The following is a 26,024-nucleotide window of genomic DNA, read 5'->3' as shown; positions in this document are numbered from 1 at the left end:
GACCTTACGTCCCTAACCTCACGTCAAGGGGGAGAAGCGCCATGACGGCCGAAACGAACGATCCGGGACTGCCCATCACGGCGGGGGGCCAGGCGTCCCTCCGCCCCCTCCTCGAATGGCTTGCGCGACGGGCGGAACCGGTGGCGATCGGGCTCGTGGCGATCCTGATCGGCCTGGCACTTTTCTCCCTCTTCATCCTGGCGATCGGCAAGTCGCCGGTCACCCTCTTTCAGCTCATGTACACGGGCGGTTTCGGAAGCTGGTTCTCGATCCAGAACAGCCTTTCCCGCGCCGCCCCCCTGCTGCTGACCGCGCTCTGCGTCGCGCTGCCGGCAAGGCTCGGCCTCGTCATCATCGGCGCGGAAGGCGCAGTGGTCCTCGGTGGGGTCGCCGCGGCGGCCAGCGCCATGCCCTTCGTCGGCGTGGTGCCGCCGATCATGCTCTTCGTCTTCATGGCCATCGCCGCCATGATCGTCGGCGGCATCTGGATCGGTTTTGCCGGTTTCCTGCGCCACTACCGCGGCGTCAACGAAACGATCTCCTCGCTGCTTCTGGCCTATATCGCGATTGCCCTGATGAACCAGTTCGTCGAAGGGCTGCTGCGCGATCCGGCGAGCTTGAACAAGCCGTCCACCAAACCCCTGCCGAAGGACTACATGCTCGGCCACATCCCCGGCATGGACGTCCATTGGGGCCTCGTCATCGGCGTCGTTGCCTGCATCCTCTCCTGGGTGCTGATCGAGATCACCAGCTTCGGTTTTGCCGCCCGCATCGCCGGCGGCAATGTTCGCGCTGCGCAGATCCAGGGCCTGCCGGTCGGCAAGCTGATCGTCGGCTTCACCGCGATTGCCGGCGGTTTTGCCGGCCTCGCGGGCATGATCGAGGTCGCGGCAGTGCAGGGCAGCGCCAACGCCTCGCTTGCCGCCGGCTATGGTTACACCGGCATCCTCGTCGCCTTCCTGGCGCGGCACAATCCGCTGGCGATCATCCCGGTCGCCATCCTGCTCGGCGGCATCGCTGCATCGGGGGGCCTGATCCAGCGGCGCATGGGCCTGCCGGATGCCACCGTCCTCGTGCTGCAGGGTACGCTCTTCATCGTCATCCTCTTCTGCGAGACCTTTTACGGCCGCTTCAAGATCTTCAATCCCGACCTCTGGAAAAGGAGCTGACCGATGGAAGACACAGGTATCGGCCTCTGGGGCGTGCCGCTGGCGATCTTCGCAGGCGCCATCCGCGTCTCCACCCCCTTCATCTTCGTCTCGCTCGGCGAGACGATCACCGAACGCTCCGGCCGCATCAATCTCGGGCTCGAAGGCACGCTCGTTTTCGGGGCCATGACGGCTTACGCGGTCGCGGTGATGACCGGTTCGCCGACATTAGGCGTGCTGGCGGCGATGGCGACCGGCGCCATCTTCGGCACCATCCACGGCTGGATCTGCAAATGGCCCAAGGTCAACGACATCGCCATCGGCATCGCCATGATGCAGTTCGGCCTGGGCCTCGCCTTCTTCCTCGGCAAATCCTTCATCCAGCCTGTCGCGCCGAAACTGCCCTCCATCCCGCTCGGCGGCTGGTCGGCAACACCTCAGGTTCAGGCGGCGCTCAACATCAACGTGCTGTTCTTCATCGGCGCCGCACTCGCCCTCTTCCTCTGGTGGGCGTTCAGGAACACCCGCATCGGCCTCATCCTTCGCGTCGTCGGCGACAGCACCGACGCGGCCCGCGCCATGGGCATCAGCCCGGACCGTGTCCGGCTTCTGGCGACCGCCGCCGGTGGGTCACTGGCTGCGATCGGCGGCGCCTACCTGTCGCTCTATTACCCCGGCTCCTGGAACGAAGGCATTTCCTCCGGCCAGGGCCTGATGGCCGTGGCGCTGGTCATCTTCGCGCGCTGGAATCCGATCGGCTGCTTCCTCGCCGCCCTGCTTTTCGGCGGTGCCGGGGCCCTCGGCCCCGCCCTGCAATCGGTCGGTGTCACACAGGGTTATTACCTGTTCTACGCGGCACCCTACGTGCTCACCCTCATCATCCTGATCGCGACCTCCTCGCCCACCCGCTCGCTGGCCGGTGCGCCAGGCGCGCTGTCGCTGACGAAATAAGGGAGATCGGTCATGAACGGATTGGGCGGCCTCAACAAATCGGAGCACGGCGTCGGTATCGGCCTCGTCCAGCTCCAGCTACCGGTAACGGTCACCAGGGCGGACCTCGCCCGCCAGACGCAGGTGATCGTCGATCTGGTCGCCAAGGCCCGGCGCAACCAGCCGGGCATGGATCTGGTCGTTTTTCCCGAATATGCGCTGCACGGGCTTTCGATGGACATCAATCCGGAGATCATGTGCACGCTCGACGGTCCGGAAGTCGCGGCCTTCCGCAAGGCCTGCAGGGACAATGCGATCTGGGGCTGCTTCTCGATCATGGAGCTGAACCCGGGCGGCATGCCCTATAATTCCGGCATCGTCATCGATGATAACGGCGACCTGAAACTCTATTACCGCAAGATGCACCCCTGGGTGCCTGTGGAACCCTGGGAGCCTGGCGATTTCGGCATTCCGGTCATCGACGGGCCGAAAGGCGCCAAGCTGGCGCTGATCATCTGCCATGACGGCATGTTTCCGGAAATGGCCCGCGAATGTGCCTACAAGGGCGCCGAGATCATGATCCGCACCGCCGGTTACACCGCGCCGATCCGCGACGCGTGGCGCTTCACCAACCAGTCGAACGCCTTCTGCAACCTGATGGTGACGGCGAGTGTGTGCATGTGCGGTTCGGACGGCACGTTCGATTCCATGGGCGAAGGCATGGTCTGCAATTTCGACGGCACGATCATCGCCCACGGCACGTCCGGCCGGGTCAACGAGATCATCACCGCCGAGGTGCGGCCCGACCTGGTGCGCGAGGCCCGACTCGGCTGGGGCGTCGAGAACAACATCTACCAGTTCGGCCATCGGGGTTACGTCGCGGTCGCGGGCGGCGCAGGCGATGCGCCCTACACCTACATGCACGATCTGATCGCCGGGAAATACAGGCTGCCCTGGGAGGACGCGGTGAAGGTCACCGACGGCACGTCCTGCGGCTTCGACAAACCCGTGCGATCTTATGGCGAGACATTCAAGCTGGCTGGCGAATAGGAGAGACAATGATGGACGCGATGGTTGAAACCAAAGGGCATTATATCGACGCCGATCCCTATGCCTGGCCCTATGACGGCGATTTGAGACCCGAAAACACCGCCCTCATCATCATCGACATGCAGACCGATTTCTGCGGCAAGGGCGGTTATGTCGATCACATGGGTTACGACCTGTCGCTGGTGCAGGCGCCGATCGAGCCGATCAAGACGGTGCTCGCCGCCATGCGGGCCAAGGGCTATCACATCATCCACACCCGCGAAGGCCACCGCCCCGACCTCGCCGACCTGCCCGCCAACAAGCGCTGGCGCTCGCAGCGCATCGGTGCCGGCATCGGCGATCCTGGCCCCTGCGGCCGCATCCTGACACGCGGCGAGCCAGGCTGGGACATCATTCCGGAACTCTACCCGATCGAAGGCGAAGTGATCATCGACAAGCCCGGCAAGGGCTCGTTCTGCGCCACCGATCTGGAACTGATCCTCAACCAGAAGCGCATCGAAAACATCGTGCTGACCGGCATCACCACCGATGTCTGCGTCTCGACGACGATGCGCGAGGCGAACGACCGCGGCTTCGAATGCCTGATGCTGGAAGACTGCTGCGGCGCCACCGACTACGGCAATCATCTCGCCGCCATCAAGATGGTCAAGATGCAGGGCGGCGTCTTCGGCTCCGTCTCCAATTCGGTTACCTTTGTGAGCCAGCTGCCATGAACAACATCGTCCGCGATACGCCCCTACCCCAGGCCGGCAAGGCGGTCGGCATCGAAACGCTCGGCATGACCATGCGCTTCGGCTCCTTCACTGCCCTCGACAATGTCTCGATCAGCGTGCCGGCCGGTTCGTTCCATGCGCTGCTCGGCGAAAACGGCGCCGGCAAGTCCACGCTCGTCAAATGCATCATGGGCTTCTACCACGCGACCTCGGGCTCGCTCTCGGTCGACGGACGCGAAGTCTCGGTCGCCTCGCCGAAGGATGCGGCAACCTACGGGCTCGGCATGGTCTACCAGCATTTTACGCTGGTCCCCTCGCTGACCGGTGCCGAAAACCTGGTGATCAGCCGCACCTCCGTGCCCTCGGTGATCAACTGGGCGAAGGAGCGCAAGGACCTTGCCGCCTTCATGGAGCGCATGCCCTTCCAGATCCCGCTCGAACGGCCGGTCAGCGAACTGGCGGCCGGCGAGAAGCAGAAGCTGGAAATCGTCAAGCAGCTTTATCTCGGCCGGTCCTTCCTGGTGCTCGACGAACCAACCTCCGTTCTCACGCCAGCGGAAGCCGACGAAATGCTCGGTATCGTGCGCGGCATGACGGAACGCGGCGAACTGACCGTGCTGATGATCAGCCACAAGTTCCATGAGGTGACGAAGTTTGCCGATGCGGTGTCGATCCTGCGCCGTGGCAAGCTGGTCGGCACCGGCAAGGTCAGCGAACTCTCGACCTCCGACATGGCGGGGATGATGATCGGCGACGTCAAGCTCGCCGAACTCGACAGCCGCCTGCCGGTGCCGGAGGCGGCGAAATCGGTGCTGAAGGTCGAACAGGTCAAGGCGCCGGACCGTTCCGGCCTGAAGACGATCGAGATCGACAACCTGACCGTCCGTTCCGGCGAGATCGTCGGCATTGCCGGCATTTCCGGCAACGGCCAGAAGGAACTGACCGAAATTCTCGCCGGCCAGCGCCCGACCGACCGAGGCACGGTGACCGTCAATGGCGAGACCTATGGCGCGACCCGGCCGGAAACCCGCAAGAACAACGTCCGCTTCATTCCGGAAGAACCGCTGCAGAACGCCTGTGCGCCAAAGATGACCGTCAGCGAAAACCTCGCCTTCCGCACCTTCGACCTGAAGGGTGACGGCAAGGATGCGATCTGGCTGAACAAGGGCGAGATGAAGAAGCGCGCAACCTCGCTGATCTCGGATTTCAAGGTGAAGACCGCCTCCTCGTCGTCGCCGATCGCAGCTCTATCAGGCGGCAACGTGCAGCGCGCCGTGCTCGCCCGCGAACTGACCGGCGAGGTCGATCTGCTGATCGTCTCCAATCCATGTTTCGGCCTCGATTTTTCGGCCGTCGCGGAAATCCGCGCCCGCATCATGAGGGCCCGCAACTCGGGTACCGCCGTGCTGCTGCTCTCGGAGGATCTCGACGAACTGCTGGAAATGTCGGACCGCATCATGGTGATCTCGGAGGGCAAGCTGGTCTATGAAACCCCGATCCGAGCCGCCGATATCGGCGTCATCGGCGCCCATATGGCGGGGCATCACTGATGGCCGAGGGGACAATTGAGATCAAGGCAGAACCCTTCGCCTTTCCGGCCAAACCCGCGGCGCTTGCGCTTATCGTCATCGACATGCAGCGCGATTTCGCCGAGCCCGGCGGTTTCGGCGCGAGCCTTGGAAACGACGTCGGGCGCATCACCAAAATCGTGCCGGACGTCAAACGCCTCATCCAGGGTTTTCGCGATGCCGGCCTGCCGGTCATCCACACGATGGAATGCCACAAGCCGGACCTTTCCGACCTGCCGCCCGCCAAGCGTGATCGAGGCAATCCGACGCTCAGGATCGGCGATGTCGGCCCAATGGGCCGGGTGCTGATTTCCGGAGAACCGGGCACGGCGATCATTTCCGAGCTTGCGCCGGTCGATGGCGAGGTGGTGATCGAAAAACCCGGCAAGGGTGCATTTTATGCCACAGAACTCGGCGAAGTGCTGAAGGAAAAGGGCATCAGCCAGCTCGTCTTCGCCGGCGTCACGACGGAAGTCTGCGTCCAGACGACGATGCGGGAGGCCAACGACCGCGGTTACGAGTGCCTGCTCGCCGAAGAGGCGACGGAGAGCTATTTTCCCGAGTTCAAGGCCGCCGCCATCGCCATGATCCGCGCCCAGGGCGCGATCGTCGGCTGGACCGCCCATGTGGACGACATTCTGGACGGGATCGCGCCAAAGGGGATGACCAATGCCTGAATCAACCCGCGAACTCCTGACGCTAGGCGGCTGGAAAGATTTGAAATTCGAGCCTTTCCGCGACGAGGTGACGATCCACTGGATCCGCCCCTTCGAGGGTGACCAGCCGGGCGTGGCGCTCTTGAAATACGAGGCCGGTGCCGGCGTTCCCCGCCATCGCCATGAGGGGCTGGAAACCATCCTGGTGCTCGAGGGCGTGCAATCCGACGAGACGGGCGACTACGGGCGCGGCAGCTATATCGTCAATGCGCCGGGCACCGAACACTCCGTCTGGAGCGATACCGGCTGCGTCGTGCTGATCCAGTGGGACCGGCCGGTGACAATACTGGAAGAGGAAATGGCATGATTGCGACACCAGCCTTCGATATCGCCTCGCTTCACGCGTTCTACCAGGATGGCGGCAGTGTCGCGCAGATCGTCGAAGCGGTTTTCAAGCGCATCGCCGAGGTCGACGATCCCGGCATCTTCATCCACCTGGCCGACAAGGTCGCTGTATTGGCGGAAGCCGCAAAGCTCGGCGCCTTCGATCCCGAAAAACCACTCTTCGGCATCCCCTTCGCGGTGAAGGACAATATCGACGTTGCCGGTTTGCCGACCACCGCTGCCTGCCCCGACTATGCCTATCTTCCCGAGAAGGACGCGACCGTGGTCGGCCTGCTCAAGGCGGCCGGCGCTCTTGTCATCGGCAAGACCAATCTCGACCAGTTCGCGACCGGCCTCGTCGGGGTGCGCTCGCCCTACCCGATCCCGAGAAATGCCATCGATGCGAAGCTCGTACCCGGTGGGCTCGTCTTCCGGCTCGGCAGTCGCCACCGCGCAAGGCATCGTCAGCTTCGCTTTGGGCACCGATACCGCCGGTTCCGGTCGCATCCCGGCCGGCCTCAACAATATCGTCGGACTGAAGCCGAGCGTCGGCTCGCTGTCGACCAGTGGCGTGGTCCCTGCCTGCCGCACGCTCGACTGCGTCTCGATCTTCGCGCTGACCGCCGACGACGCGTGGAAGGTCTTCTCCGTCGCCGCGAAATACGACGAGACGGACGCCTATTCAAAGGTCGTTCCGGCAACCGGCTTCGGCTCCGCCCCCCCGGTGCTGACCATCGGCATCCCTGCCAAGGCGGACCTGCAATTCTTCGGCGATACCGTGATGGAGGCGGCCTATGGCGATGCCGTGTCGATGCTCGCGAGGCTCGGACACCGCATCGTCGAAGTGCCTTTCGGCGATTTCTACAAGGTCGCCAACCTTCTCTACGAAGGCGCCTGGGTGGCTGAGCGTTATGCAGCAGTGAAGGATTTCTTCGACACGAAGGAAGAGAGCTTCCACCCGGTAACGCGAAAAATCTATGGCGGGGCCAAGTCGCTCTCCGCAGCCGATGCCTTCAAGGGCTTTTATGCGCTGCAGGCGCTCAAGAAGACGCTGGCGCCGCTGATCGCCTCCGTCGATCTCTTCTGCGTGCCGACCGCCCCGACCCACTACACGCGTGCCGATCTGGAGGCGGAGCCGATCCGCGAGAATTCCCGCCTCGGCACCTATACCAACTTCGTCAATCTGCTCGACATGTGCGGCATCGCCGTGCCGACCGGTACCCGCGCCGACGGCCTGCCGGCCAGCGTGACACTGCTCGCCCCCTCCGGTCGCGATGGCCTCACCGCGTCACTGGCCCGTGACCTTCACCAGGCAAGCGGCCTGACCCTCGGCGCCACCGGCTGGCCGCTGCCGGCGCCAGCCGAAACGCCTGTTGCCGCAGCAAGCGAAGACCTGATCGATATCGTCGTGGTCGGCGCCCACCTGTCCGGCATGCCGCTCAATTACCAGCTGACCGATCTCGACGGCAGCTTCTCCGGCGTCGCGAAAACCTCCGCCGCCTACAAGCTTTACGCACTTGCCGGCACGGTGCCGCCGAAACCCGGCATGGTCCGGGTCGCCGAAGGCGAAGGCGGCGAGATCGAGGTCGAGGTCTGGAAGCTGACGCCGGCGGCCTTCGGCCTGTTCGTCGCGGCAATCCCCGCCCCGCTCGGCATCGGCACCGTCACCTTGTCCGACGGCACCTCGGCCAAGGGGTTCCTCGCCGAACCGTTTGCGCTTCAGGGCGCGCTCGACATCACCGCCTATGGCGGCTGGCGAGCCTATCTCAAGGAATTCGCGTCTCTGCCGCGGGTCGGCAAAACCGGCTGATCTGCGGCGGATGATCCGCGGCCGACTACGCGGCACGTAAATCCGGAAAAGATGCGGATATGTGGGAACGCCTTCACGCCCCGTCCGTTCGACTGCTGCGCCAATCAGGCGCTGGAGGAGAAATCATGGGTATCGAACAGGCTCCCACCGAAAAGGGACGGGAATCCGCACGCGGTCTGAAGCAGAGCACCCGCAAGGAAGAGAAGAAGGTCGAAGCCCAAAAGGGTTCGGACCTCGCCAAGGGCGCCGACCGTTTCGAGGAAAGGTCGAAGAGCTCAGACGGCAAGAGCGCGGGCGCCAAACAGCGTTAGACCGTAATCACCCTGCCCATCACATCGACCAGGTCTCGCTGACGCGGCGGATGCATTGCAGCAGACTGACCGTCGGCGGCGTCATCAGGCCCTTCTTCCGGCGGTAGACACGAAAGGTCCGCTGCCAGTCGAGTTCGGGCACGTTGACGCGTGCCATGTTGCCCCGTTCCACCTCCTCGCGCACCAGGGGCAGCGGCATCCAGCAGAACATCGCCTCGGAGAGAACCGCGGCCTTCAGAACCGGCACCGAGCGGGAGACGATCGCTGGCGGTTTCGGCTCCAGCGCATTGTCGTGGAACCGCCGCTGCCATTCCCGGACGGTCGGCGTTCCCGGAGGCGGCATGGCCCAGTCGAACCCCGCCGCTTCGGCAAGCGTCACATGCTCACGGCTGATGATCGGATGGTCTGACCTGGCAAAGACCGAGACCGTGTCGTGCATGATATCGGGCGTCGCGATGACGATGTCGTCATCGAGATAAGGCTCCGGCGAAATGGCGATGTCGATCGTTCCGCCCTTCAGCCCTTCCAGCACCCGGTCCTCCAGGTCCTCGATCACCTGGTACTGCACTTCAGGATGCTGTTTGCGCATCTCGCCGATCACGGCGATGATGAAGCCGCTGACGACGCTCGCCACTCCGCCGATCCGCACCACGCCGCGGCTGGCACCCCGCATCTGCTGGATGACGTCGGTCGCATTGCCGATCTCGGACACAACCAGTTTGGCATAGGGAAGCAGCGCATCGCCGAACACCGTCGGCACCACGCCGCGGGTGGTACGCTCGAAGAGCGGAACGCCGTAGCTGTCCTCCAGCCGCTTCAGCATGCGAGTGATCGCCGGCTGGGTCATGTTGAGCGCCGTCGCTGCCGCGCCGAGGCTGCCGCGCCGCGCGCATTCCAGAACGATTTGAGCGGATCGCACATCCAAAGTCATGCCTTGATGTAATGGATTCTTGGATATTCTTCAATTCCAAGATGGGGCGCTATCTGCGACACTTCCCACGACAAGATATGCGCTCAGGGTGGCAACCCTGAAGGCCGGGAGGAGGCCTCAAAGTTATGAACAAGATGTCGCTGGATTTCCTGTCCGGCAGCACGAAGCTGCGTGGACAGACGGTAAGCGAGGCTGTTTTCGACTTTCTCAGGCAGAAGGGCATCGACCGCATTTTCGGCAATCCGGGCTCCACCGAACTGCCGATGTTCGTCAACGTCCCGGAAGACTTTTCCTATGTGCTCGGCTTGCAGGAATCGATCGTCGTTGCGATGGCGGACGCCTATGCGCAGGTGAGCCGCAAGCCGGCTTTCGTCAACCTGCATTCGGCTGCCGGCCTCGGCCATGCGCTCGGCAATATCTACACCGCCTACCGCAACCGGGCGCCTCTCATCATCACCACCGGCCAGCAGAGCCGCGAACTGTTGCCGCATGATCCGTTCCTGTTTGCCGAAAGCCCGACCGATTTTCCGAAGCCCTATGTGAAATGGGCCTGCGAGCCGGCCCGCGCCGAAGACGTGCCGGCCGCGATCGCGCGTGCCTATTACATGGCGATGCAGGCGCCGCGCGGCCCGGTCATGGTGTCGGTCCCGTTGAGCGACTGGCAGGTACAGGCAGCCCCGATCGCCATCCGCGACGTGGAAACGGTGATCAGTGCGCCGGCTTCCGCGATCGACGATCTGGCCCGCCGGCTGAACGACGCCCGCGAGCCGGTGCTGGTCGTCGGACCGGGCGTCGATATCGACAATGCCTGGGATGCCACGGTGCGGCTTGCCGAAATCCTGCAGGCAAAAGTCTGGGTGAGCCCGCTGTCGTCCCGCTGCAGTTTCCCGGAGCGCCATCCGCTGTTTGCCGGTTTCCTGCCGGCCTTCCAGCCAAAACTCGCGAACTGCCTGCATGGTGCCGATCTCGTGCTCGTACTCGGTGCGCCGGCCTTCACCTATCATTTTGCCGGCTCCGGTCCGGACATCCCGGCGGGTGCCGAACTCTGGCTGATCACCGACGACCCGGCCCAGGCCGCCAGCGCCATCGTCGGCAACGCCATGGTCTCGAACCTGCGCGCCGCGACCGAAAGCCTCGTTTACCGCCTGCGCTGCCGTGCGCCGCGTACCGGCGGACCGGCCCGCACCATTCCGCGCCTGAAAACACCGAAGGGCATCACCCAGGAATTCTTCTACCAGACGCTCGCCGACGTCCGTTCGCCCGATAGCATCGTCTTCGAGGAAGCGCCGGGCGCTCGCGACGCGCTGCATGATTATTTCCCGATCGAACGGCCCGGCGGCTTTTTCGCCACCGCCAGTGGCGGGCTCGGTTATGCCCTGCCCGGCTCGGTCGGCGCCGCATTGACCAAGCCCGAACAGCCGGTCATCGCCGTCATCGGCGACGGATCGAGCCTCTATGCCATCCAGTCGATCTGGTCTGCCGTCGAATACGATGCCGATCTCATGATCGTCATCCTCAACAACGGCGGCTACAAGGTGCTGAAGGCGATTGCCGAACGGAGCGGCTCCGGCCGCATCGACGGCGTCGATATCGGCCACATGGATTTCGTGAAGATCGCCGAGGCGCAGGGCTGCAAGGCCGTCCGCTGCGAAAAGGGCGAGGAATTGTCGTCATGCCTGCGGGACCTTCTCAAGATGAAGGGGCCGCGGCTTTTGGAAATCATTCTATCCGAGGAGGAGACTGAAATGAATGTCGCTGTCAGAAACGAACAGGTCCTGAAAACCCCCGAGAAATTCTTCATCGGCGGTGAATGGGTTGCCCCGCTCGGCACCAACACGCTCGACGTCATCTCGCCGGTGACCGAACAAGTGCTGATGACCTATCCGGAAGCCAGCAACGCCGATATCGACAAGGCCGTTGCCGCTGCCCGCGACGCCTTCGACAACGGCCCCTGGCCGCGCATGAGCTTCAAGGAGCGTGCCGGTTATCTGCGCAAGATCGCCGACCTCTTGACCGCCCGCCTCGACGAGATCGCCAATGCCTGGACGACCCAGGTCGGCGCGCCGATATTCCTGACCAAGAAGCTGGTCGGCCAGAACCCCGGCCTCTACAACTACTATGCCGACCTGATCGAGAACGACGATTTCGTCGATCAGCGCAAGCGTGCCGATGGCGGCGAAGTCCGCGTCGTGCGCGAGCCGGTCGGCGTGTGCGCCGCGATCACGCCGTGGAACGCACCGATGGTGCTCCTCAACTACAAGATCTCGGCAGCGCTTGCCGCCGGCTGCACGATTGTCGCCAAACCCTCGCCGGAAACGCCGCTCGACGCCTATCTTCTGGCCGAGTGCATCGAACAGGCCGGGTTGCCCAAGGGCGTCTTCAACCTGGTGCCGGCCGGCCGCGAAGGCGGCGACTACCTCGTCCGCCACCAGGGCATCGACAAGGTCTCCTTCACCGGCTCAACCATCGCCGGCAAGACCATCGCCGCAGCCTGCGCCGATCGCCTGGCCCGCGTCAGCCTGGAACTCGGCGGCAAGTCCGCGGCCGTTCTTCTCGACGATGCCGACTTCACCAAGGCTCTGCCGGCGCTGATGGTCTATTCCATGCCGATCACCGGCCAGGTCTGCTTCTCGCTGACCCGCATCCTGGTGCCGGAATCGCGCAAACAGGAATTCATCGACCTCTATGTGGGCGCAGTGAAGAACATCAAGGTCGGCGATCCGGCTGATCCGACCACCCAGATGGGCCCGCTCACCATGGCCCGCCAGCTTGCCCGCGTCGAAGGTTACATCGCCGCCGGCCGCGCAGGCGGTGCGACGGTTGCCTGCGGCGGCGGGCGCCCGAAGGGCCTCGAGCGCGGTTACTTCATCGAGCCGACCGTCTTCACCGACGTGACGATGGACATGAAGATCGCGCAGGAGGAAATCTTCGGCCCGGTCGTCTCGATCATCAGCTACAAGGACGATGAGGAAGCGGTGAAAATCGCCAACGACACGACATACGGCCTGTCCGGCGCGGTCTTCAGCTCCGATCCGGAGCGTGGTTATGCGTTTGCCCGCCGCATGCGGACCGGCAGCGTCACCGTCAACGGCATGATCGTCGACATCCACCATCCATTCGGCGGCTTCAAGCAGTCCGGTATCGGCCGCGAAGGTGGTCCGGAAGGACTCGAAAACTATTTCGAGGTCAAGACGATCCACATGGCCTGAGGCCAGCCGGGTTTCATAGTGAACAAAAAGGCCGCCGGGTTATGATCCGGCGGCCTTTCCATTTGTGGTCAGGGCTGGCTCCCCACTCGTCGTCATCCTCGGGCTCGACCCGAGGATCCACGCCCCTGGCACTGCGGATGCTGGATCCTCGGGTCGAGCCCGAGGATGACGGCAAGGTGGCCTACCTTCTGATCTCTCAGAAGGTCCGGAGCCGACTTAGCTGGTGGATCAGAGCACTTCGAAAACGCTGATACGCACGGCACTTGCCAGGCGCTCGCCGGTGCCGATGAAGATCGTATGGTTGAGCCAGGCATAGCGCGGATCGCCGGTCTGCAGGCGCGGCGTGGTGCGCATGTAATAGAGCGCCGGATCGACCGTCTCGCCGGCCGCCAGCCTTGCCAGCACGTCTGCCGGTCCATGCCGGAAACCGAAATTGCGGATGTCGATCATCGCTCCGTCATGGGTCTCGATCACGTAACGCGTGTCGAGTTCCGCGTAACCGGCGTCATAGACGCTTTGCCAGTCCGCGCCGAGATTGAGGACGCGCCCGGAAAGACGCTCCCCTTCGACCACGCCGCCGATGATCGGGATGATCCGCCAGCGACCGCCCGGACCGCCTCCCTTCTCGATCGGCGTGCCGAGTTCGGCGCGGATTTCGCAAAGCGGCCTGAGGCTCGGAGCGATCATGTGCGTCATCTCATCGTTTGCGGCAGCCAGAGCGAGATCACCGGAAACGCCACCAGCAGGAAAAGCCGGATGATATCGTTGAGAATGAAAGGCATGACGCCGCCGTAGATCGTGGTGATCTTCACATCCTTCGCAATCGAATTGATGACGAAGACATTGATGCCGACGGGCGGCATGATCATGCCGAGCTGGCAGGCGACGACGATGATGATGCCGAACCAGACGGGGTCGAAGCCAAGATGGCTGATGACCGGGAACACGATCGGCACGAGCAGGATGATCATCGCCATCTCGTCCATCAAGGCTCCTGCGATCAGGAAAATGACCAGGATCAGCGTCAGCGTCCCATATGGCCCGAGATCCATTCCGACCAGCAGTGCCGTCAGCTTCTGCGGCGACTGGGTGATCGCCAGGAAATAGCCGAACAGGATCGCGCCGATCAGCACGCTGAACAGCGAAACCGACGTCCGGAGCGACTCCACGAGGCTCGCCATGATGGACCGATAGTTCAGCCGGCCGCGCAGCAGGCCGATGACCATCGTCATCAACGCCCCGACCGCCGCCGCTTCCGTCGCGGTTGCAATACCGAGATAGATGACCCCGATGACCGAAATGAAAAGAAGCATGACGGCCCAGACGTCCCGAAGCGATGCGAGAGCTTCCCTCAGTTCGAACGGCTTTCCGGGCGGCAACCGCTTGCCATGGGCGATCAGCACGGTTGCCATGTACATGAAGGTCGCCATGATGCCGGGGATGATGCCGGCCATCAGCAGCTGCGCGACATCCGTCTCCGTCAGAAAGGCGTAGACGACCATGATCACCGAAGGCGGGATCAGGATGCCGAGCGTGCCGCCGGCGGCGATAACGCCGGTCGAGGTGGCATCGGCGTATTTCGCCTTGCGCATCTCGGGCAGCGCGATGCGGGTCATGGTCGCGGCGGTCGCAATCGAACTGCCGCAGATAGCCGCAAACCCGGCGCAGGCGCCGATCGTGGAGAGGGCAAGCCCTCCCCGGAACTGTCCGAGCCAGGCATTACCGGTCCTGAACAGTTCCCGCGACATGCCGGAATTGGTGGCAAACGCTCCCATCAGGATGAAGAACGGCACGAGCGTCAAGTTGAAGTCGGTAACGACACGGATCGGCGACGTCGTCAGCAGGTTGAGCGCCGGCGACATGCCTCGCATGGCGGCAAAGCCGAATATGCCGACCAGCCCCATCGAAACCCCGAGCGGAACGCGCAGGCCCATGAGCACGAACATGGCGACAAAGCCGCCGATAGCGACGAGATCAGCGGTATTCATACGCCATGGCCCTCAAGCGGATCGATATCTTCAGGTTCCCGCCGAACGAAAGGCGAGATCGCGGTGGTGACGACGGCCGATGCGCAGCCAAGCCAGATCAGTCCGATCAATGGCCAGACGGGGATGCGCAGATCGAACGTCGCTTCATTGCTCCGATAGGCGCTGGCGAGGCGGAAGAACATCATGTAGGCGAGCATGGCCGTGAAGGCGAGGAGCAGCGCCCAGGCGATGAAGTTGAGGATGCGGCGCCCCCGCGGACCCATCGGCTCGTAGAGCAGGTCGACCGCGATATGCCCGCCGCGATAGCCGAGCGAGGCCAGCCCCCACATGATGCAGGCGCCGATGAGATAGCGCGAAATATCGAAGGAGTCGGGGATCGGCCACGCCAGGACATAGCGGCCAACGGTGGAAGCGACGATCAGGATGGTACACAGCCCCAGCAGGATGCCTGCCACAAGATCGACCACGTCGCTGAAGCGTTCCAGATAGCGGTTCATGGACAGCACTCGATGAACGGATGGAAAAGGGCGGGCGCCGCGAGGGCACCCGCCTGCGAATGGTCCCGCACCAATTATTTCACGTCGGCGCCATATTTCTTGAGCGTCTCTTGCAGGCTCGCCCAGGCCGCCTTGGCGTCTATGCCGGCCTTGGTGGCTGCAGTCTCCCATTCGCCCTGCAGCGAACCGGTCGCCTTTTTCCAGAGGCCGACCTCATCCGGGGTCGGCTTGTAGAGGGTGTGGCCACCGGCATCGATCATCTTCTGGCGCCCGGCCGCTTCCGCATCGGCCCATTTGCTGGCCATCTTCTCGGCCCATTCCGGCGTGCAGTGATCGTCGATCACCTTGCGGTCGGCGGCCGAAAGCCCGTCGATCTTGGCCTTGTTCATCACGAAGGCGAAGGTTGTGGCGTAGAACGGCAGGTCTAGATGATGCTTGGTCACGTCCTGCAGACCGAACGTATAGATCGAGTTCCAGGGCGAGGCGGTCATGTCGGCACCTCCCTTGGAGATCAGTTCGCGCATTTCGCCCGCCGGCACCTGCACCGATGCGGCGCCGAGCGAGCTCACCATGCGGGCCATGGTCGCGTGCGCCGGGCGGATATTCTTGCCCTTCAGGTCGGCTGGAACCTGGATCGGCCCCTTGACGCCGTGCAGCGTTCCCGGGTCATGCAGATGCACCATGCAGACGTAGACGTCCTTCATTTCCTTCTGGGCGTACTGTCCATACCATTCGTCGAGCGCCCGCGACCCGCCCTTGGCATTGGCGATCAGGAAGGGGATTTCGCCCGCAGCGATGATCGGGAAGCGCCCCGGCTGATAACCCGGATTGATGAAGCCGATATCGACGATACCGTCGCGCGCCATGTCGTAATGATCGGGTGCGGCGCCGAGCTGGGAGGCGGGGTATATGGTGATGTTGATGCGCCCGCCGGACGCTTCCTTGATCGATTTCGCCCAGGGCTCCATCCCGCCCGGCTGCAGCGCATGGGTGGCGGGGACCCAGTGCGACAATGTCAGTTCCACGTCGGCGGCGTGAGCGGGTGCAGTCAGCGCCGCGAGGCAGGCCGAAGCGAGCAATGCCTTCAGTTTCATGTGTTTCTCCTCCCTTTGAGATCAGAGGCCGGCGGGACTCCCTCCCCGCTCCGGCCGGCGAATATCGCGGTCAATCCACCAGGGAGTTCAAGTCCCGGGCAGATCGACAAAGTCGTTGGAAATTCCGTGAAGAGACGCAATTGCGGCGCCCATAAAAACGGCCGCCGAAAGGTCGGCCGCGACATGGCCGCGCGTCATTTCCGCAGCCGAAACCGAACCCGCCACGTCTGTGGCAGATGCAACTGTCCCGGCCCGCTGTGTATACATCGATTTCCTCCCATGCCCGGTCTCCCAAGGTGACGCCGTCCTCCCGACATCGCCTATCCGAGCCTTCGAATTTCAACACATCCGCACTGAAACGACAAGCTTCCATTTCATTTTGGGATACAAAAAGTCAGGGTTCCTGAGATTTTTCCGATAGGCACTTCAACCGCGGTTCAAACCGTCTAGAATGTCGCGGCAGCACTTCATGCATACACAGGGAATGAATGCGGCAACAAAGCAGGGCTTGCGGGACACTGATCTGAAGGAGGAATGTTCAGCCAGGAGAAACCGCCGGCCGGTCGCTTAGGATACGGTAGTGGTGTCTAAAACCGTTCACGGAGACGCCGGGACCTGCCGAGACTTTTCGGCCCTTGGTGTTGGATCCGTACTCCGGATCGAGCCTCGGGCACAGTTGTTCAGGTCGTCATCGCAGCATCAGGGAGGAAGAAAATGGATGATCTCGTCACGCCGGTCGGGAAGGCAATTACGGAACTCAGGGGCATTCTCGGCGACAGGCTGGTGACCTCGGCTTCCGTCCGAGAGCATCACAGCCACGATACGTCGCGGCTCACTCCCCACCTGCCCGATGCCGTCGTCTTTCCGCGCACCGAAGAAGAGATCCAGGCGATCGTCTCGGCCTGTGCTGCGCATGGGGTGCCCGTCGTTCCGTTTGGCGCGGGGTCTTCGATGGAAGGCCATACGATCCCGATCCGCGGCGGGATTTCGCTCGATACCCGCGAGATGAACAGGATCGTCGAGATCCGGCCGGAGGACCTGCTGGCCGTCGTGCAGCCCGGCGTCACCCGCAAGCAGCTCAATGTGGCCTTACGCGAAACCGGCCTGATGTTTTCGGTCGATCCCGGCGCCGATGCCTCGATCGGCGGCATGGCCTCGACCCGCGGCAGCGGCACCACTTCGGTGCGCTATGGCACGATGCGCGAAAACGTGCTGGCTCTCCGGGTGGTGACACCCGACGGCGAAGCCATCCAGACCGGCTCGCGGGCCAGAAAATCCTCGTCCGGTTACGACCTCACGCATCTCTTCGTCGGCTCGGAAGGCACGCTCGGCGTCATCACCGAATTGACGGTCCGCCTGCATCCGATCCCGGAGGCGGTCTCATCCGCCATCTGCTCCTTCCCGACGGTCGCCAATGCCGTCGAGGCGGTGATCGAGGCGGTGCAATACGGCATCCCGGTCGCCCGCGTCGAATTCCTGGACGAGGTAGCGATCGCCTCGACCAACAATTATTCCAAGCTCGGCCTGCCGGTCGCCCCCACCCTGTTCTTCGAGTTCCACGGCACCGAGGCCTGGGTGAAGGAACAGGCGCAGCTCGTCGAGGAGATCACCAAGGGCCATGACGCGATCTCCTTCCGCTGGACCGCGGATGCCGACGAGCGCACCAAACTCTGGCAGGCCCGCCACGATCTCTACTGGGCGACCAAGGCGATCATTCCGGGCTTTGAGCTCTATACCGGCGACATCTGCGTGCCGATCTCGCGGCTTGCCGAAAGCATCGTCGCGGCGCGTGCCGATATCGATGCCTCATCGCTGACCGGCCAGATCATCGGCCATGTCGGCGACGGCAATTTCCACACCGCCTACCTGATCGATCCGAACAATCCGGACCACCTGAGGGAAGCCGACGAGATGGCCGACCGTGTCGTCGAACGGGCACTCGCCGTCGGCGGCACGGCGAGCGGCGAACACGGCATAGGCATCGCCAAGCTCAAGTTCATGCGCAAGGAACACGGCAAGGCGGTCGACGTGATGAAGAAGATCAAGGCGGCGCTCGATCCGCAGGGGATCATGAACCCGGGCAAGATGGGGGATGCGGGGTGAAATGCGACGGCCTTCGGCCGGCAAAACGCTCCAGTGAAGCGTTTTGAGCGTCGAACGCCGCGGGCCGAAGCGAGCGGCCGGCATACGGCGCCTCATACTCACCCTCATCCCTGTCCTCGGACTTGATCCGAGGATCAGTCACAGGGATCCAGCGCGCTCAAGTCTTTGAGGGCAAAGGACTCTCTTCACCGCGCAGACGCGCGGTGGCTGGATTCCTGTGACAAGCACAGGAATGAGGGAGTTCTTAGTTCTCCCCGTCAGCATCACAGCGGCGGCGCATCCTAAGCGACCCCCGAACGAAAAACGGCGCCCGGAGGCGCCGTTCTCATGTCGTGTCCTGGGAGGATATCAGACCTTCTTGGTGCGCCAGCTTTTGGCATAGTTTTCACGGGCTTCGGCCGCATAGGGGGTGGGCGAGACGCGGACGCGGATCTCGGCCTGCTTGTGGCCTTTTTCGATCGACGTCTTGGCCGTGCCGCCGTTCGGTTCGCCCCAGATCAGCGTCAGGACGTCGCCTTCCTGGACGTCGGCATCGACGATGCCGAGCGACAGCATGCAGCGTTCGTTGTAGCTGTAGCCGTTGAACATCGACATGCCGACCACCTTGTCGCCATGCATGATCTTGTCAGCGCTCGAAGACGCATAGTTCGGCTGCGGCAGATCGATCCACTTGTAGGCTTCACCGCCCGGCACGAAGTTCGAGGCGATGACCTTCATCACATCTTCCGCGTTCCACTCGAAGGTGACCTTCTTGCGCTGCGGCTGACCCTTCATCTTTTCGAGCGCTTCGCGGCCGACGAAGTCGTGGTCGAACTTGATGTAGATGCCGTAACCGAGTTCGTACGGATTGACGTAATAGTCTTCGATATTATCGGAGACGAGGCTGCCGCCGATCGAGCCGGTCGCTTCGTAGCTGTCTTCCGTCAGCCAGTCGCGATAACCCTGCAGTTCGGCGCCGGTGTAGATGCCCGGCAGCGGCGACGGAATCCAGCCGGATTCCAGCGTGTTGGTCGAGTAGGCGCGCGCACCGACGAGATAGAGGTCGACGCCCGCATCCTTGGCGGCCTTGACGATGATCTCGCGGACCTCGTCCTTCTCTGCATAGGGGCCCCAGACTTCGAGACCGGGAGCGCCGGCCATGCCGTGGCGCAGGGCCTGGACCTTCTTGGAGCCGATATTGATCCAGTCGACATGGAAGAACTTGATGTCGGGGATCGGGCCGCCATTCATCTTCTCAAAAATCTTCGGGGCGTCCGGGCCCTGGATCTGGAAGCGGTAGTGAACGCGATTGACTTCCTTGCCGTCCGGGCGCGAAGGCGAACGCGGGTCGTGGGTGAGCTTGACGTCATGCTTGCCGAGCGACGCGTTGTAGCGCAGCCAGTTGGCGGTCGGCGCACGGCCGACGAGCACGAACTTGTCATCACGCTCCCGGAAGATGATCATGTCGCCGATCACATGACCGGCAGGCGTCACCGGCACGTAATGCTTGGCTCGGTCGACGCCGAAATTGGCAAAGCTGTTGATCGCCAGGCTTTCCAGGAACTTGGAAGCATCCGGGCCTTCGACGATCAGCTCGTCCATGTGGTGGGACTGATCGAACAGGACCGCCGAATGGCGCCAGGCCATCTGTTCGGTGCGCCAGTTCGAGAATTCCGGCGCGACGACCGGATAGATATACATGCCGATGCGCGAATTGCGCAGCATCTCGACAGTATTGCCCTTCTCTTTCAGGATCTGGGTGAGATTCTTAGCCATTTACCTACCTTCCCTCGGTTTCTCTCCTGCATGCCGCGCCCACGGAAACCGGTTGGGATACGATATGCATCGTCTCAAGATGTCTCATGCAAATGAGGGCCAGCGGTCTCCTCCCGCCATCTCCTCCTAACAAGCCCGGTTCTCGAACCTCGCCTCGACGGCTTGGCGGAAATCGAGGCCTCCTCCCGGTCGAAACAATTCATAGAGCAACCAATTTTGGGATACAATACCCGATTTTGACTTCACTGCCAAAAGCGCTAGGACGGACCATTAGAATTACGCCGCCTTCATAATTTATAGTGATAATTGATGCAGTGCGGAAAAACTAACGGGATCAGGATTGCCGCTATCCGCGAACAAAATCGACGATTTGGGATCCCAAACTGAGCAACCTTCACCGTCGGCAGTCGTTGCTAGTCTTCGTTTTCATCCTGCATCAGGCCGTTGATATGGCCTGCGGGACTGTCGAGGTCGAAGATCGGCAGGATGCGCGAGCCGTCGATCGCGAAAAGCCCCTTGCTGATGCCAAGGCTGATCTTCACGCCTTCCCCGTGCTCGCGAAAAAGGCTTTCGGCACGGGCGCCGTCGCGGGCGATCAGGGCCGAGACCATGTGGTGGTGCTGCCAGTGCGCGTAATGCAAATGCTGCGCCCGCTCCTTGCGGGTGATGTTGTCGAAGCGGATCGAATCCGGCGCGCCGAACGGCACCCGGTCGAACAGGCTGGTGAGCTGGTGCAGCAGGTTTCCGCCGGCAGCCTCGATGATCAGCGTGTGGAAACGCAGGTTCATCACCGCATAACGCTCCTCGTTGACGGGATCGTCGATGCCGCCATTCTCGAAGATATCGTCACCTTCCCGCAGACAGTCCTTGAGCTCCGCCACCAGCGTCGGCGACGGGCCTTCGCTGGCGATCTTCTTGGCCGCATAACCTTCGATCATCGAACGCAGCTCGATCGCCTCGATCACGTCGGCCACCTTGTAGGCCCGGACCCGATATCCGCGGGCGCCGACGCGCTGCAGCACCCCCTCTTCCACGAGCACCGCCAGCGCATGCCGGATCGGGGTTCGCGACACGCCGAGCGCTTCGGCAAGCCCGGATTCGGAAAGCTTCTTGCGCGGATCGATCGTGCCGTCACTCGCCCAGGTCCTGAGCTTGTCGATCACGTGCTGCTGGCGGGTTTCCTGCTTCTCAGGCGCGGGAGGGTTCGGAGTTCGGGTGCCTGTGGTCATGCTTGGGCCTCACCTGCGCCATATCGAAATGCGGATTGCGCCAGACGAGAAATGCCGGCGGGAACATCGCTTCAATATTGAATATCTGCGACAAAACGCAAGTTTTCCATATCTGTGACCAGCCGAAACGATCAGTTGCGCACGGCCCAGGCAGCCTCCACGGGTGCGGCGACTGTGACCGGGCGGCCGATATCGACGTTCGAAAGCGACGAGGCCTCGACATGCAGCGTCTGCGCCGGGGTCTTGACCATGATCGAGCGATGCGAGCCGCGGAAGATCGCCTGCGACACCTCGCCAGACCAGGAGAGATCGCCGTTCACCTGGCCCGCATCGCGGACATGCAGGTTCTCGGGGCGAACCATGACGGTGACATCCGCACCCTTCGGCATTTCCGTCGCCGCATGACAGTCGCCCGACCAGCCCTGTCCTTCGACCGAGAGCTTGTAATATTGCCCGCCATTCGGACGGCAATCCTTGACCGTGGCGTTCAGGAGGTTGGGCGTTCCGAAGAAGGCGGCGACCTGCCGGTTTTCCGGCCGGCGGTAGATCTCTTCCGGCGCGCCGACCTGCAGGATCTTGCCGCCATGCATGACGACCACCCGGTCCGATAGCGCCATGGCTTCCGCCTGGTCGTGGGTGACGTAGAGCGCGGTGATCTTCAGGCGCTGCTGCAGGGCGCGGAAATCGTCGCCCATCTGGGTGCGCAGGCGCGCGTCGAGGTTGGAGAGCGGCTCGTCGAGCAGCAGCACTTCGGGCTCGAACACCAGAGCACGGGCGATCGCCACGCGCTGCTGCTGGCCGCCGGAGAGCGCCGGCGACGGACGTTCGGCATATTGCTCCATCTCGACGAGACGCAGTGCGTTCATGACGCGATCCCGGACTTCCGTGTCGGGACGGCGGCGGATGCGCAACGGGTAGGCGACATTGTCGAACACCGTCATATGCGGCCAGATCGCGTAGGACTGGAAGACCATGCCGAGGCGGCGGCGTTCGGACGGCACGAAATAGCCCTTGTCCGAGTCCGAGACGACATTGTCGCCGATCGCAATGCGGCCGCCGGTATTCTTCTCGAGACCGGCCACCATGCGCAGCGTCGTCGTCTTGCCGCAGCCCGACGGCCCGAGCAGCGTGACGAATTCACCGCTCTTGATCTTCAGGTTCACGTTGTCCACGGCGGTTATCGCGCCATACATGCGGCTCACGTTTTCGAGCGTCACCGAAGCCATATTTCTCTTCCTTTCGGAGCGGATGCCTGGATCCGCTTAAACGACAACCAAAAATCGGCCGGCGGCCGCAGCCGCCGGGCCTGAAGCCTAAAGCTTGCTGATACGGGCCTTGATGAAGCTGAGCTGCACCCAGCGGAACACGATGACCAGAAGCATCATCATCAGGCCGATGACACTCACCTGTTCGGCATTGCCGTTGGCCCAGAGCTTCATCAGCACGACGGCGAGCGTTTCCGAACCGACCGAATAAAGAAGGATCGACGCCGACAGCTCGCGCATGATGCCGAAGAAGGTCAGCACCCAGCCGACGGCAAAGGCCGGCCAGGCGAGCGCCACCATGATCCGCCACATGGTCTGGGCCCAGGTTGCGCCATGGACGCGCGAACACTCTTCCAGATCGTAGGAAAGCTGGTGATAGGCTCCGGTCATCACCCGCACGGAGACCGGCGTGCCGAGCGCGATATAGGCAAGCAGCAGCGCCCAGATGGTGCCATAGATCGGGATCGGTCCCGGCAGCATCGCAAACGCCCAGAGGAAACCGACGCCGAGCACCATGCCCGGCATCATCCACGGAAGCCAGGCCATGCTGTCGATCAGGTTACGGCCGCGCCAGCGGGTGCGCACCGAGATGTAGGCGACGACCGCGCCGAGCGCCATGGTCGCGGTGGCGCCGAGCAGGCCGAGCACCATCGTATTGCGGACCGCCCGCCAGAATTCGCTGTTGGCGAAGACGTTCCGGTAGTGCTCCAGCGTCAGCATGTCGTAGGTGTAGAAGCCGAAGAAGCGGAAGAACGAGCCGAGCATCAGCTGCCCGATCGGCAACACCACCGTGATGAAGAAGAACAGCACGCAGAAGGCGAAGGTAACCCAGCGCCAGGGGCCAAGCTCCATGACGCTCGGGCGGAACCCCTTGCCCGTGACGGTCTGGAAACTCTTGCCGCGCAGCATCCACCACTGCCAGATGACGAGCAGGAACATCAGCCCCATGATCGCGAAGGAAAGCGACGTCGCATACTGGTAGTCGGGCGTGGCGCGGTGGTTGATCGACTCGTAGATGTCGGTCGTGATCACCTTGATGCCTGCGGGCAGGCCGAAGAACAGCGCCGACTCGAAGGTCTCGATGCCCTTGATGAAGCTCAGCATGAACGAGCTGGTCAGCACCGGCAGCATCAGGAGCAGCGTGATCTTGCGAAAAGTCGTCCAGCGCGAGGCGCCGCACATGCGGCTCGATTCCTCGAGCGACGGGTCCATCGCCCGGAAGGCATCGACCATGAACAGGAACAGGAACGGGATCGAATACTGGCACATGTGCCAGATGACGCCGCCATAGGAATAGATGTTGACGAGCGGATCGGTACCACCGGTCAGCCAACGCCAGACCATGTTGATGACGCCCACCTGCGGGTTGGCGAGCATGCCCCAGGCCATGGCGGTCAGGATCGGCGGAATGAAGAACGGCAGCGTGATCAGCACTTCCAGCGTGCCGCGGAACGGCGTGTCGGTGCGCGCGACGATCCAGGCGAGAAACACCGCGATCGTCAGCGACGGTATGGTCTTGGCAAGCGAAATGCCGATCGTGTTGGCCAGAACGATGAGGTTCTGGGTGGTCATGATCGACCGGTAGCCGTTCAGGTTGAACTCCCCGGCCATGCCGGGCGGCGTCGAATGCAGGCTGCCGTAGAGCAGCATGGCGAGCGGATAGATCGTCAGGAAGCCGAGGATCAGGATCAGCACCAGCATGCCGATCAGACGCCACAGCGACCCGCCCGAAAAGGCGCGCGTGAAAGCATTGCCGGCAATCGTCGGCGCAGTTTCGGCGATGTCGTCTAGGGGGCGATTGTGGATAATCGTCATGGGATCCTCGCGGCTCCGGATATGAAAAACGGCACCGCCGGCCCGAACATCGGACCGGCGGTGCCCTGGGAGGCTTACTTGAAGATGTCCTTGGACTTGGCCAGCATCTCGTTCTGGCGGGTCGTGTCCGTCGTGCCGTAGAGCTTGGCTTCGGAAATCGCCTTGACGTCCGCCGGCAGGCCATCGGTCATGCCGGGAAGGACGGGACCGTAGCCGAGACCCGCGTAGATTTTCTGCACGACCGGGCCCTGCATGAAATCGAGATAGAGCTTGGCGGCGTTCGGGTGCGGAGCCTTCTTGAGCATCACGTTGCCGTAAAGAACGTAGGGAACGCCCTCCTCGGGAATGATGAACTTGACCGGCAGCCCCTTCAGATCCGAGAAGTCGGTCATGATGACCGGCATGTAGATCGAATATTCGCCGCGTGCCGTGCGGCGCTGCGATTCGCGCTGGTCGCGGGTGAAGACGAGCTTCTGGTTCGCGACCTTCTTCACATAGTCCTCGCCGATCTTGTCATAGGTCGAGAAGAACCAGAGGTAACCGGCGCCGATCGCGCGCGGATCGTCGGAAAGGATCTTGCCCTGCCACTTGGGGTCGGCAATGTCCTTCCAGCTCTTCGGCTCGTCGGCAGGCTTCACGAGGCCGGTATTGATCATGATCCCGTAGGGAATGGTCATGACCGAGGCCATCGGTACCTTGAGCTTGAACTTGTCGCCAATCTTTTGCGAATTCGGGGTCGCCGGCAGCGGATCGACGGACTTGTCCTCCTTGTCGTAGAGCATGGTCTGCCCTTCGCTGGTGAACATCACGTCGGCGGCAAACCGGCCGGCGGCCTGCTCGACGCGGACGCGCTCGCGGATTTCACTGGCGCGCGCCTCGAGAATTTCGACTTCTATACCGTATTCCTTGGTGAACGCGGCAGCGATCTGCTTGGTGCTCGGCTGGCCGACCAGCGCGGTATAAAGGATGAGCTTGCCTTCCTTCTTGCCGGCCTCGACCACTTTCTGCCATTCGGCATCCTGCGCGAAAGCGGGCAGGCCTGCCGCCGCCGAAATGGCAAGGCTGCCCGCAGCCGCCATGAAAAACCGGCGCGACCATTTTTGAATGGCCGAAGTCTTCTGAATGAACGAAGTCATGGATGTGTTTGTCGTCACGTGTCTCTCCTCCCTGGAACCGACGATCGAGCATCGCGCCCGGGACCCAATCCCGGCACTCGACGCTCAAAATTTCTGCGGCCACCGGCCGCGATCTCCTTTGTCACCGCAAGCGGCGCCGCTTTCCCGAACGGCTACTCAATCTCGACGGCTTACCGATCGCTTCGAAACGATCTGGCGCGCACCCTGCGATTGACAAGGTCCCTGATAAACACCGCATAATGCGGAACATTTGGGCCTTCGGCTCGGACAGGATCGGCCTTGGCCAACTGCAAACTCCCTTTCTTGAATTCCGATCTGCGCCGGCTCTCCCTGCCGGTCGCGGCGATGCCACAGGCACCGGAATTCCCTCTTCTGTTAGATTGACCTTTTCCCGTGCAGGGGAAAAGCACCATTTTTTTACATTCACTTTTC

At 62.7% G+C, this 26,024-nt stretch carries 20 protein-coding genes and 1 pseudogene; 11 read left to right on the top strand and 10 right to left on the bottom strand.

The genetic code is table 11. The features are described 5' to 3' along the window. Window positions 1–41: 41 nt before the first annotated feature. The 9 genes and pseudogenes from ACZ9EJ_RS06190 (at window position 42) to ACZ9EJ_RS06150 (ending at window position 8,570) form a co-directional block, all read left to right on the top strand. Window positions 42–1,169: an ABC transporter permease gene (locus ACZ9EJ_RS06190; protein ID WP_046639159.1), complete on the top strand. Its 1,128-nt coding sequence runs from the start codon at window positions 42–44 to the stop codon at window positions 1,167–1,169. Between the two features lie 3 nt (window positions 1,170–1,172). Further along, window positions 1,173–2,099, top strand: coding sequence for an ABC transporter permease (locus ACZ9EJ_RS06185; protein WP_046625853.1), 927 nt, complete (start codon window positions 1,173–1,175; stop codon window positions 2,097–2,099). A gap of 12 nt (window positions 2,100–2,111) precedes the next feature. After that, window positions 2,112–3,128 (top strand): formamidase, encoded by a 1,017-nt coding sequence (locus ACZ9EJ_RS06180; protein WP_046639158.1) that lies wholly within the window; start codon window positions 2,112–2,114, stop codon window positions 3,126–3,128. 11 nt (window positions 3,129–3,139) lie between these two features. Next, window positions 3,140–3,841, top strand: a complete 702-nt coding sequence (gene biuH / locus ACZ9EJ_RS06175; RefSeq protein WP_046639328.1) for a biuret amidohydrolase — start codon at window positions 3,140–3,142, stop codon at window positions 3,839–3,841. Next, complete coding sequence (locus ACZ9EJ_RS06170) at window positions 3,838–5,391, top strand: ABC transporter ATP-binding protein (RefSeq protein ID WP_046639157.1); 1,554 nt, start codon at window positions 3,838–3,840, stop codon at window positions 5,389–5,391. The genes biuH and ACZ9EJ_RS06170 overlap by 4 nt, the downstream gene beginning before the upstream one ends. Beyond that, window positions 5,391–6,086, top strand: a complete 696-nt coding sequence (locus tag ACZ9EJ_RS06165) for a cysteine hydrolase family protein (protein ID WP_046639156.1) — start codon at window positions 5,391–5,393, stop codon at window positions 6,084–6,086. Before ACZ9EJ_RS06170 ends, ACZ9EJ_RS06165 begins: the two co-directional genes overlap by 1 nt. Then, window positions 6,079–6,432 carry a cupin domain-containing protein gene (locus ACZ9EJ_RS06160; RefSeq protein ID WP_046639155.1) on the top strand — a complete coding sequence of 118 codons (354 nt, stop codon included), beginning with the start codon at window positions 6,079–6,081 and terminating at the stop codon, window positions 6,430–6,432. Before ACZ9EJ_RS06165 ends, ACZ9EJ_RS06160 begins: the two co-directional genes overlap by 8 nt. Then, window positions 6,429–8,259 (top strand): annotated as a pseudogene (atzF, locus tag ACZ9EJ_RS06155) (allophanate hydrolase). The gene ACZ9EJ_RS06160 and the pseudogene atzF overlap by 4 nt, the downstream one beginning before the upstream one ends. 125 nt (window positions 8,260–8,384) lie before the next feature. After that, window positions 8,385–8,570 carry a hypothetical protein gene (locus tag ACZ9EJ_RS06150; RefSeq protein WP_037083302.1) on the top strand — a complete coding sequence of 62 codons (186 nt, stop codon included), beginning with the start codon at window positions 8,385–8,387 and terminating at the stop codon, window positions 8,568–8,570. A gap of 19 nt (window positions 8,571–8,589) precedes the next feature. Here the strand turns inward: ACZ9EJ_RS06150 and ACZ9EJ_RS06145 are convergent, their stop codons facing one another. Then, a complete protein-coding gene (locus ACZ9EJ_RS06145; RefSeq protein ID WP_251090320.1) occupies window positions 8,590–9,489 on the bottom strand; it encodes a LysR family transcriptional regulator in 900 nt (299 codons plus the stop codon). 137 nt (window positions 9,490–9,626) lie between these two features. On the opposite strand from ACZ9EJ_RS06145, the gene mdlC reads away from it, so the two are divergent. Then, window positions 9,627–12,710 carry a benzoylformate decarboxylase gene (mdlC, locus tag ACZ9EJ_RS06140; protein ID WP_304655562.1) on the top strand — a complete coding sequence of 1,028 codons (3,084 nt, stop codon included), beginning with the start codon at window positions 9,627–9,629 and terminating at the stop codon, window positions 12,708–12,710. A gap of 228 nt (window positions 12,711–12,938) precedes the next feature. Here mdlC and ACZ9EJ_RS06135 read toward each other — a convergent pair whose 3' ends face one another. The 4 genes from ACZ9EJ_RS06135 to ACZ9EJ_RS06120 all read right to left on the bottom strand — a co-directional run bounded on the left by ACZ9EJ_RS06135 (window position 12,939) and on the right by ACZ9EJ_RS06120 (window position 16,289). Then, window positions 12,939–13,397: a DUF3237 domain-containing protein gene (locus tag ACZ9EJ_RS06135; protein ID WP_046639325.1), complete on the bottom strand. Its 459-nt coding sequence runs from the start codon at window positions 13,395–13,397 to the stop codon at window positions 12,939–12,941. A gap of 5 nt (window positions 13,398–13,402) precedes the next feature. Beyond that, window positions 13,403–14,698 (bottom strand): TRAP transporter large permease, encoded by a 1,296-nt coding sequence (locus ACZ9EJ_RS06130; RefSeq protein WP_046607410.1) that lies wholly within the window; start codon window positions 14,696–14,698, stop codon window positions 13,403–13,405. After that, on the bottom strand, window positions 14,695–15,195 hold the full coding sequence (locus tag ACZ9EJ_RS06125; protein WP_046607409.1) for a TRAP transporter small permease: 501 nt from the start codon (window positions 15,193–15,195) through the stop codon (window positions 14,695–14,697). The genes ACZ9EJ_RS06130 and ACZ9EJ_RS06125 overlap by 4 nt, the downstream gene beginning before the upstream one ends. A 74-nt stretch (window positions 15,196–15,269) precedes the next feature. Next, the gene (locus ACZ9EJ_RS06120) at window positions 15,270–16,289 is read right to left on the bottom strand and encodes a TRAP transporter substrate-binding protein (RefSeq protein ID WP_046625833.1); all 1,020 of its coding nucleotides are present in this window, start codon (window positions 16,287–16,289) and stop codon (window positions 15,270–15,272) included. Window positions 16,290–17,003: 714 nt separating this feature from the next. Between ACZ9EJ_RS06120 and ACZ9EJ_RS06115 the strand changes: the two genes are divergently transcribed. Continuing rightward, window positions 17,004–18,392, top strand: a complete 1,389-nt coding sequence (locus ACZ9EJ_RS06115) for an FAD-binding oxidoreductase (protein ID WP_046639152.1) — start codon at window positions 17,004–17,006, stop codon at window positions 18,390–18,392. A gap of 348 nt (window positions 18,393–18,740) precedes the next feature. On the opposite strand, the gene ligM is transcribed toward ACZ9EJ_RS06115, so the two are convergent. The 5 genes from ligM to ACZ9EJ_RS06090 all read right to left on the bottom strand — a co-directional run bounded on the left by ligM (window position 18,741) and on the right by ACZ9EJ_RS06090 (window position 25,610). Next, a complete protein-coding gene (ligM, locus tag ACZ9EJ_RS06110; RefSeq protein WP_046639151.1) occupies window positions 18,741–20,147 on the bottom strand; it encodes a vanillate/3-O-methylgallate O-demethylase in 1,407 nt (468 codons plus the stop codon). A gap of 413 nt (window positions 20,148–20,560) precedes the next feature. Continuing rightward, window positions 20,561–21,376 (bottom strand): GntR family transcriptional regulator, encoded by an 816-nt coding sequence (locus tag ACZ9EJ_RS06105; RefSeq protein WP_080953965.1) that lies wholly within the window; start codon window positions 21,374–21,376, stop codon window positions 20,561–20,563. 131 nt (window positions 21,377–21,507) lie between these two features. Next, entirely contained in the window at window positions 21,508–22,602 is a 1,095-nt protein-coding gene (locus ACZ9EJ_RS06100; RefSeq protein WP_046639150.1) for an ABC transporter ATP-binding protein, read from the bottom strand. An 87-nt stretch (window positions 22,603–22,689) separates the two neighbouring features. Continuing rightward, complete coding sequence (locus tag ACZ9EJ_RS06095; RefSeq protein ID WP_251090318.1) at window positions 22,690–24,456, bottom strand: ABC transporter permease; 1,767 nt, start codon at window positions 24,454–24,456, stop codon at window positions 22,690–22,692. Window positions 24,457–24,530: 74 nt separating this feature from the next. Further along, window positions 24,531–25,610, bottom strand: a complete 1,080-nt coding sequence (locus ACZ9EJ_RS06090) for an ABC transporter substrate-binding protein (protein ID WP_251090317.1) — start codon at window positions 25,608–25,610, stop codon at window positions 24,531–24,533. Window positions 25,611–26,024 lie beyond the last annotated feature (414 nt).

The sequence above is a fragment of the Neorhizobium sp. USDA 3394 genome (assembly GCF_056280385.1).
The sequence above is the reverse complement of the archived record's forward strand: the minus strand, read 5'-3'. Positions and strand labels throughout refer to the sequence as shown.

Coding starts and splice junctions, on each gene's coding strand:
- ACZ9EJ_RS06190 (WP_046639159.1), top strand. CDS start 42: ATGACGGCCGAAACGAACGATCCGGGACTGCCCATCACGGCGGGGGGC.
- ACZ9EJ_RS06185 (WP_046625853.1), top strand. CDS start 1,173: ATGGAAGACACAGGTATCGGCCTCTGGGGCGTGCCGCTGGCGATCTTC.
- ACZ9EJ_RS06180 (WP_046639158.1), top strand. CDS start 2,112: ATGAACGGATTGGGCGGCCTCAACAAATCGGAGCACGGCGTCGGTATC.
- biuH (WP_046639328.1), top strand. CDS start 3,140: ATGGACGCGATGGTTGAAACCAAAGGGCATTATATCGACGCCGATCCC.
- ACZ9EJ_RS06170 (WP_046639157.1), top strand. CDS start 3,838: ATGAACAACATCGTCCGCGATACGCCCCTACCCCAGGCCGGCAAGGCG.
- ACZ9EJ_RS06165 (WP_046639156.1), top strand. CDS start 5,391: ATGGCCGAGGGGACAATTGAGATCAAGGCAGAACCCTTCGCCTTTCCG.
- ACZ9EJ_RS06160 (WP_046639155.1), top strand. CDS start 6,079: ATGCCTGAATCAACCCGCGAACTCCTGACGCTAGGCGGCTGGAAAGAT.
- ACZ9EJ_RS06150 (WP_037083302.1), top strand. CDS start 8,385: ATGGGTATCGAACAGGCTCCCACCGAAAAGGGACGGGAATCCGCACGC.
- mdlC (WP_304655562.1), top strand. CDS start 9,627: ATGAACAAGATGTCGCTGGATTTCCTGTCCGGCAGCACGAAGCTGCGT.
- ACZ9EJ_RS06135 (WP_046639325.1), bottom strand. CDS start 13,397: ATGATCGCTCCGAGCCTCAGGCCGCTTTGCGAAATCCGCGCCGAACTC.
- ACZ9EJ_RS06130 (WP_046607410.1), bottom strand. CDS start 14,698: ATGAATACCGCTGATCTCGTCGCTATCGGCGGCTTTGTCGCCATGTTC.
- ACZ9EJ_RS06125 (WP_046607409.1), bottom strand. CDS start 15,195: ATGAACCGCTATCTGGAACGCTTCAGCGACGTGGTCGATCTTGTGGCA.
- ACZ9EJ_RS06120 (WP_046625833.1), bottom strand. CDS start 16,289: ATGAAACTGAAGGCATTGCTCGCTTCGGCCTGCCTCGCGGCGCTGACT.
- ACZ9EJ_RS06115 (WP_046639152.1), top strand. CDS start 17,004: ATGGATGATCTCGTCACGCCGGTCGGGAAGGCAATTACGGAACTCAGG.
- ligM (WP_046639151.1), bottom strand. CDS start 20,147: ATGGCTAAGAATCTCACCCAGATCCTGAAAGAGAAGGGCAATACTGTC.
- ACZ9EJ_RS06105 (WP_080953965.1), bottom strand. CDS start 21,376: ATGACCACAGGCACCCGAACTCCGAACCCTCCCGCGCCTGAGAAGCAG.
- ACZ9EJ_RS06100 (WP_046639150.1), bottom strand. CDS start 22,602: ATGGCTTCGGTGACGCTCGAAAACGTGAGCCGCATGTATGGCGCGATA.
- ACZ9EJ_RS06095 (WP_251090318.1), bottom strand. CDS start 24,456: ATGACGATTATCCACAATCGCCCCCTAGACGACATCGCCGAAACTGCG.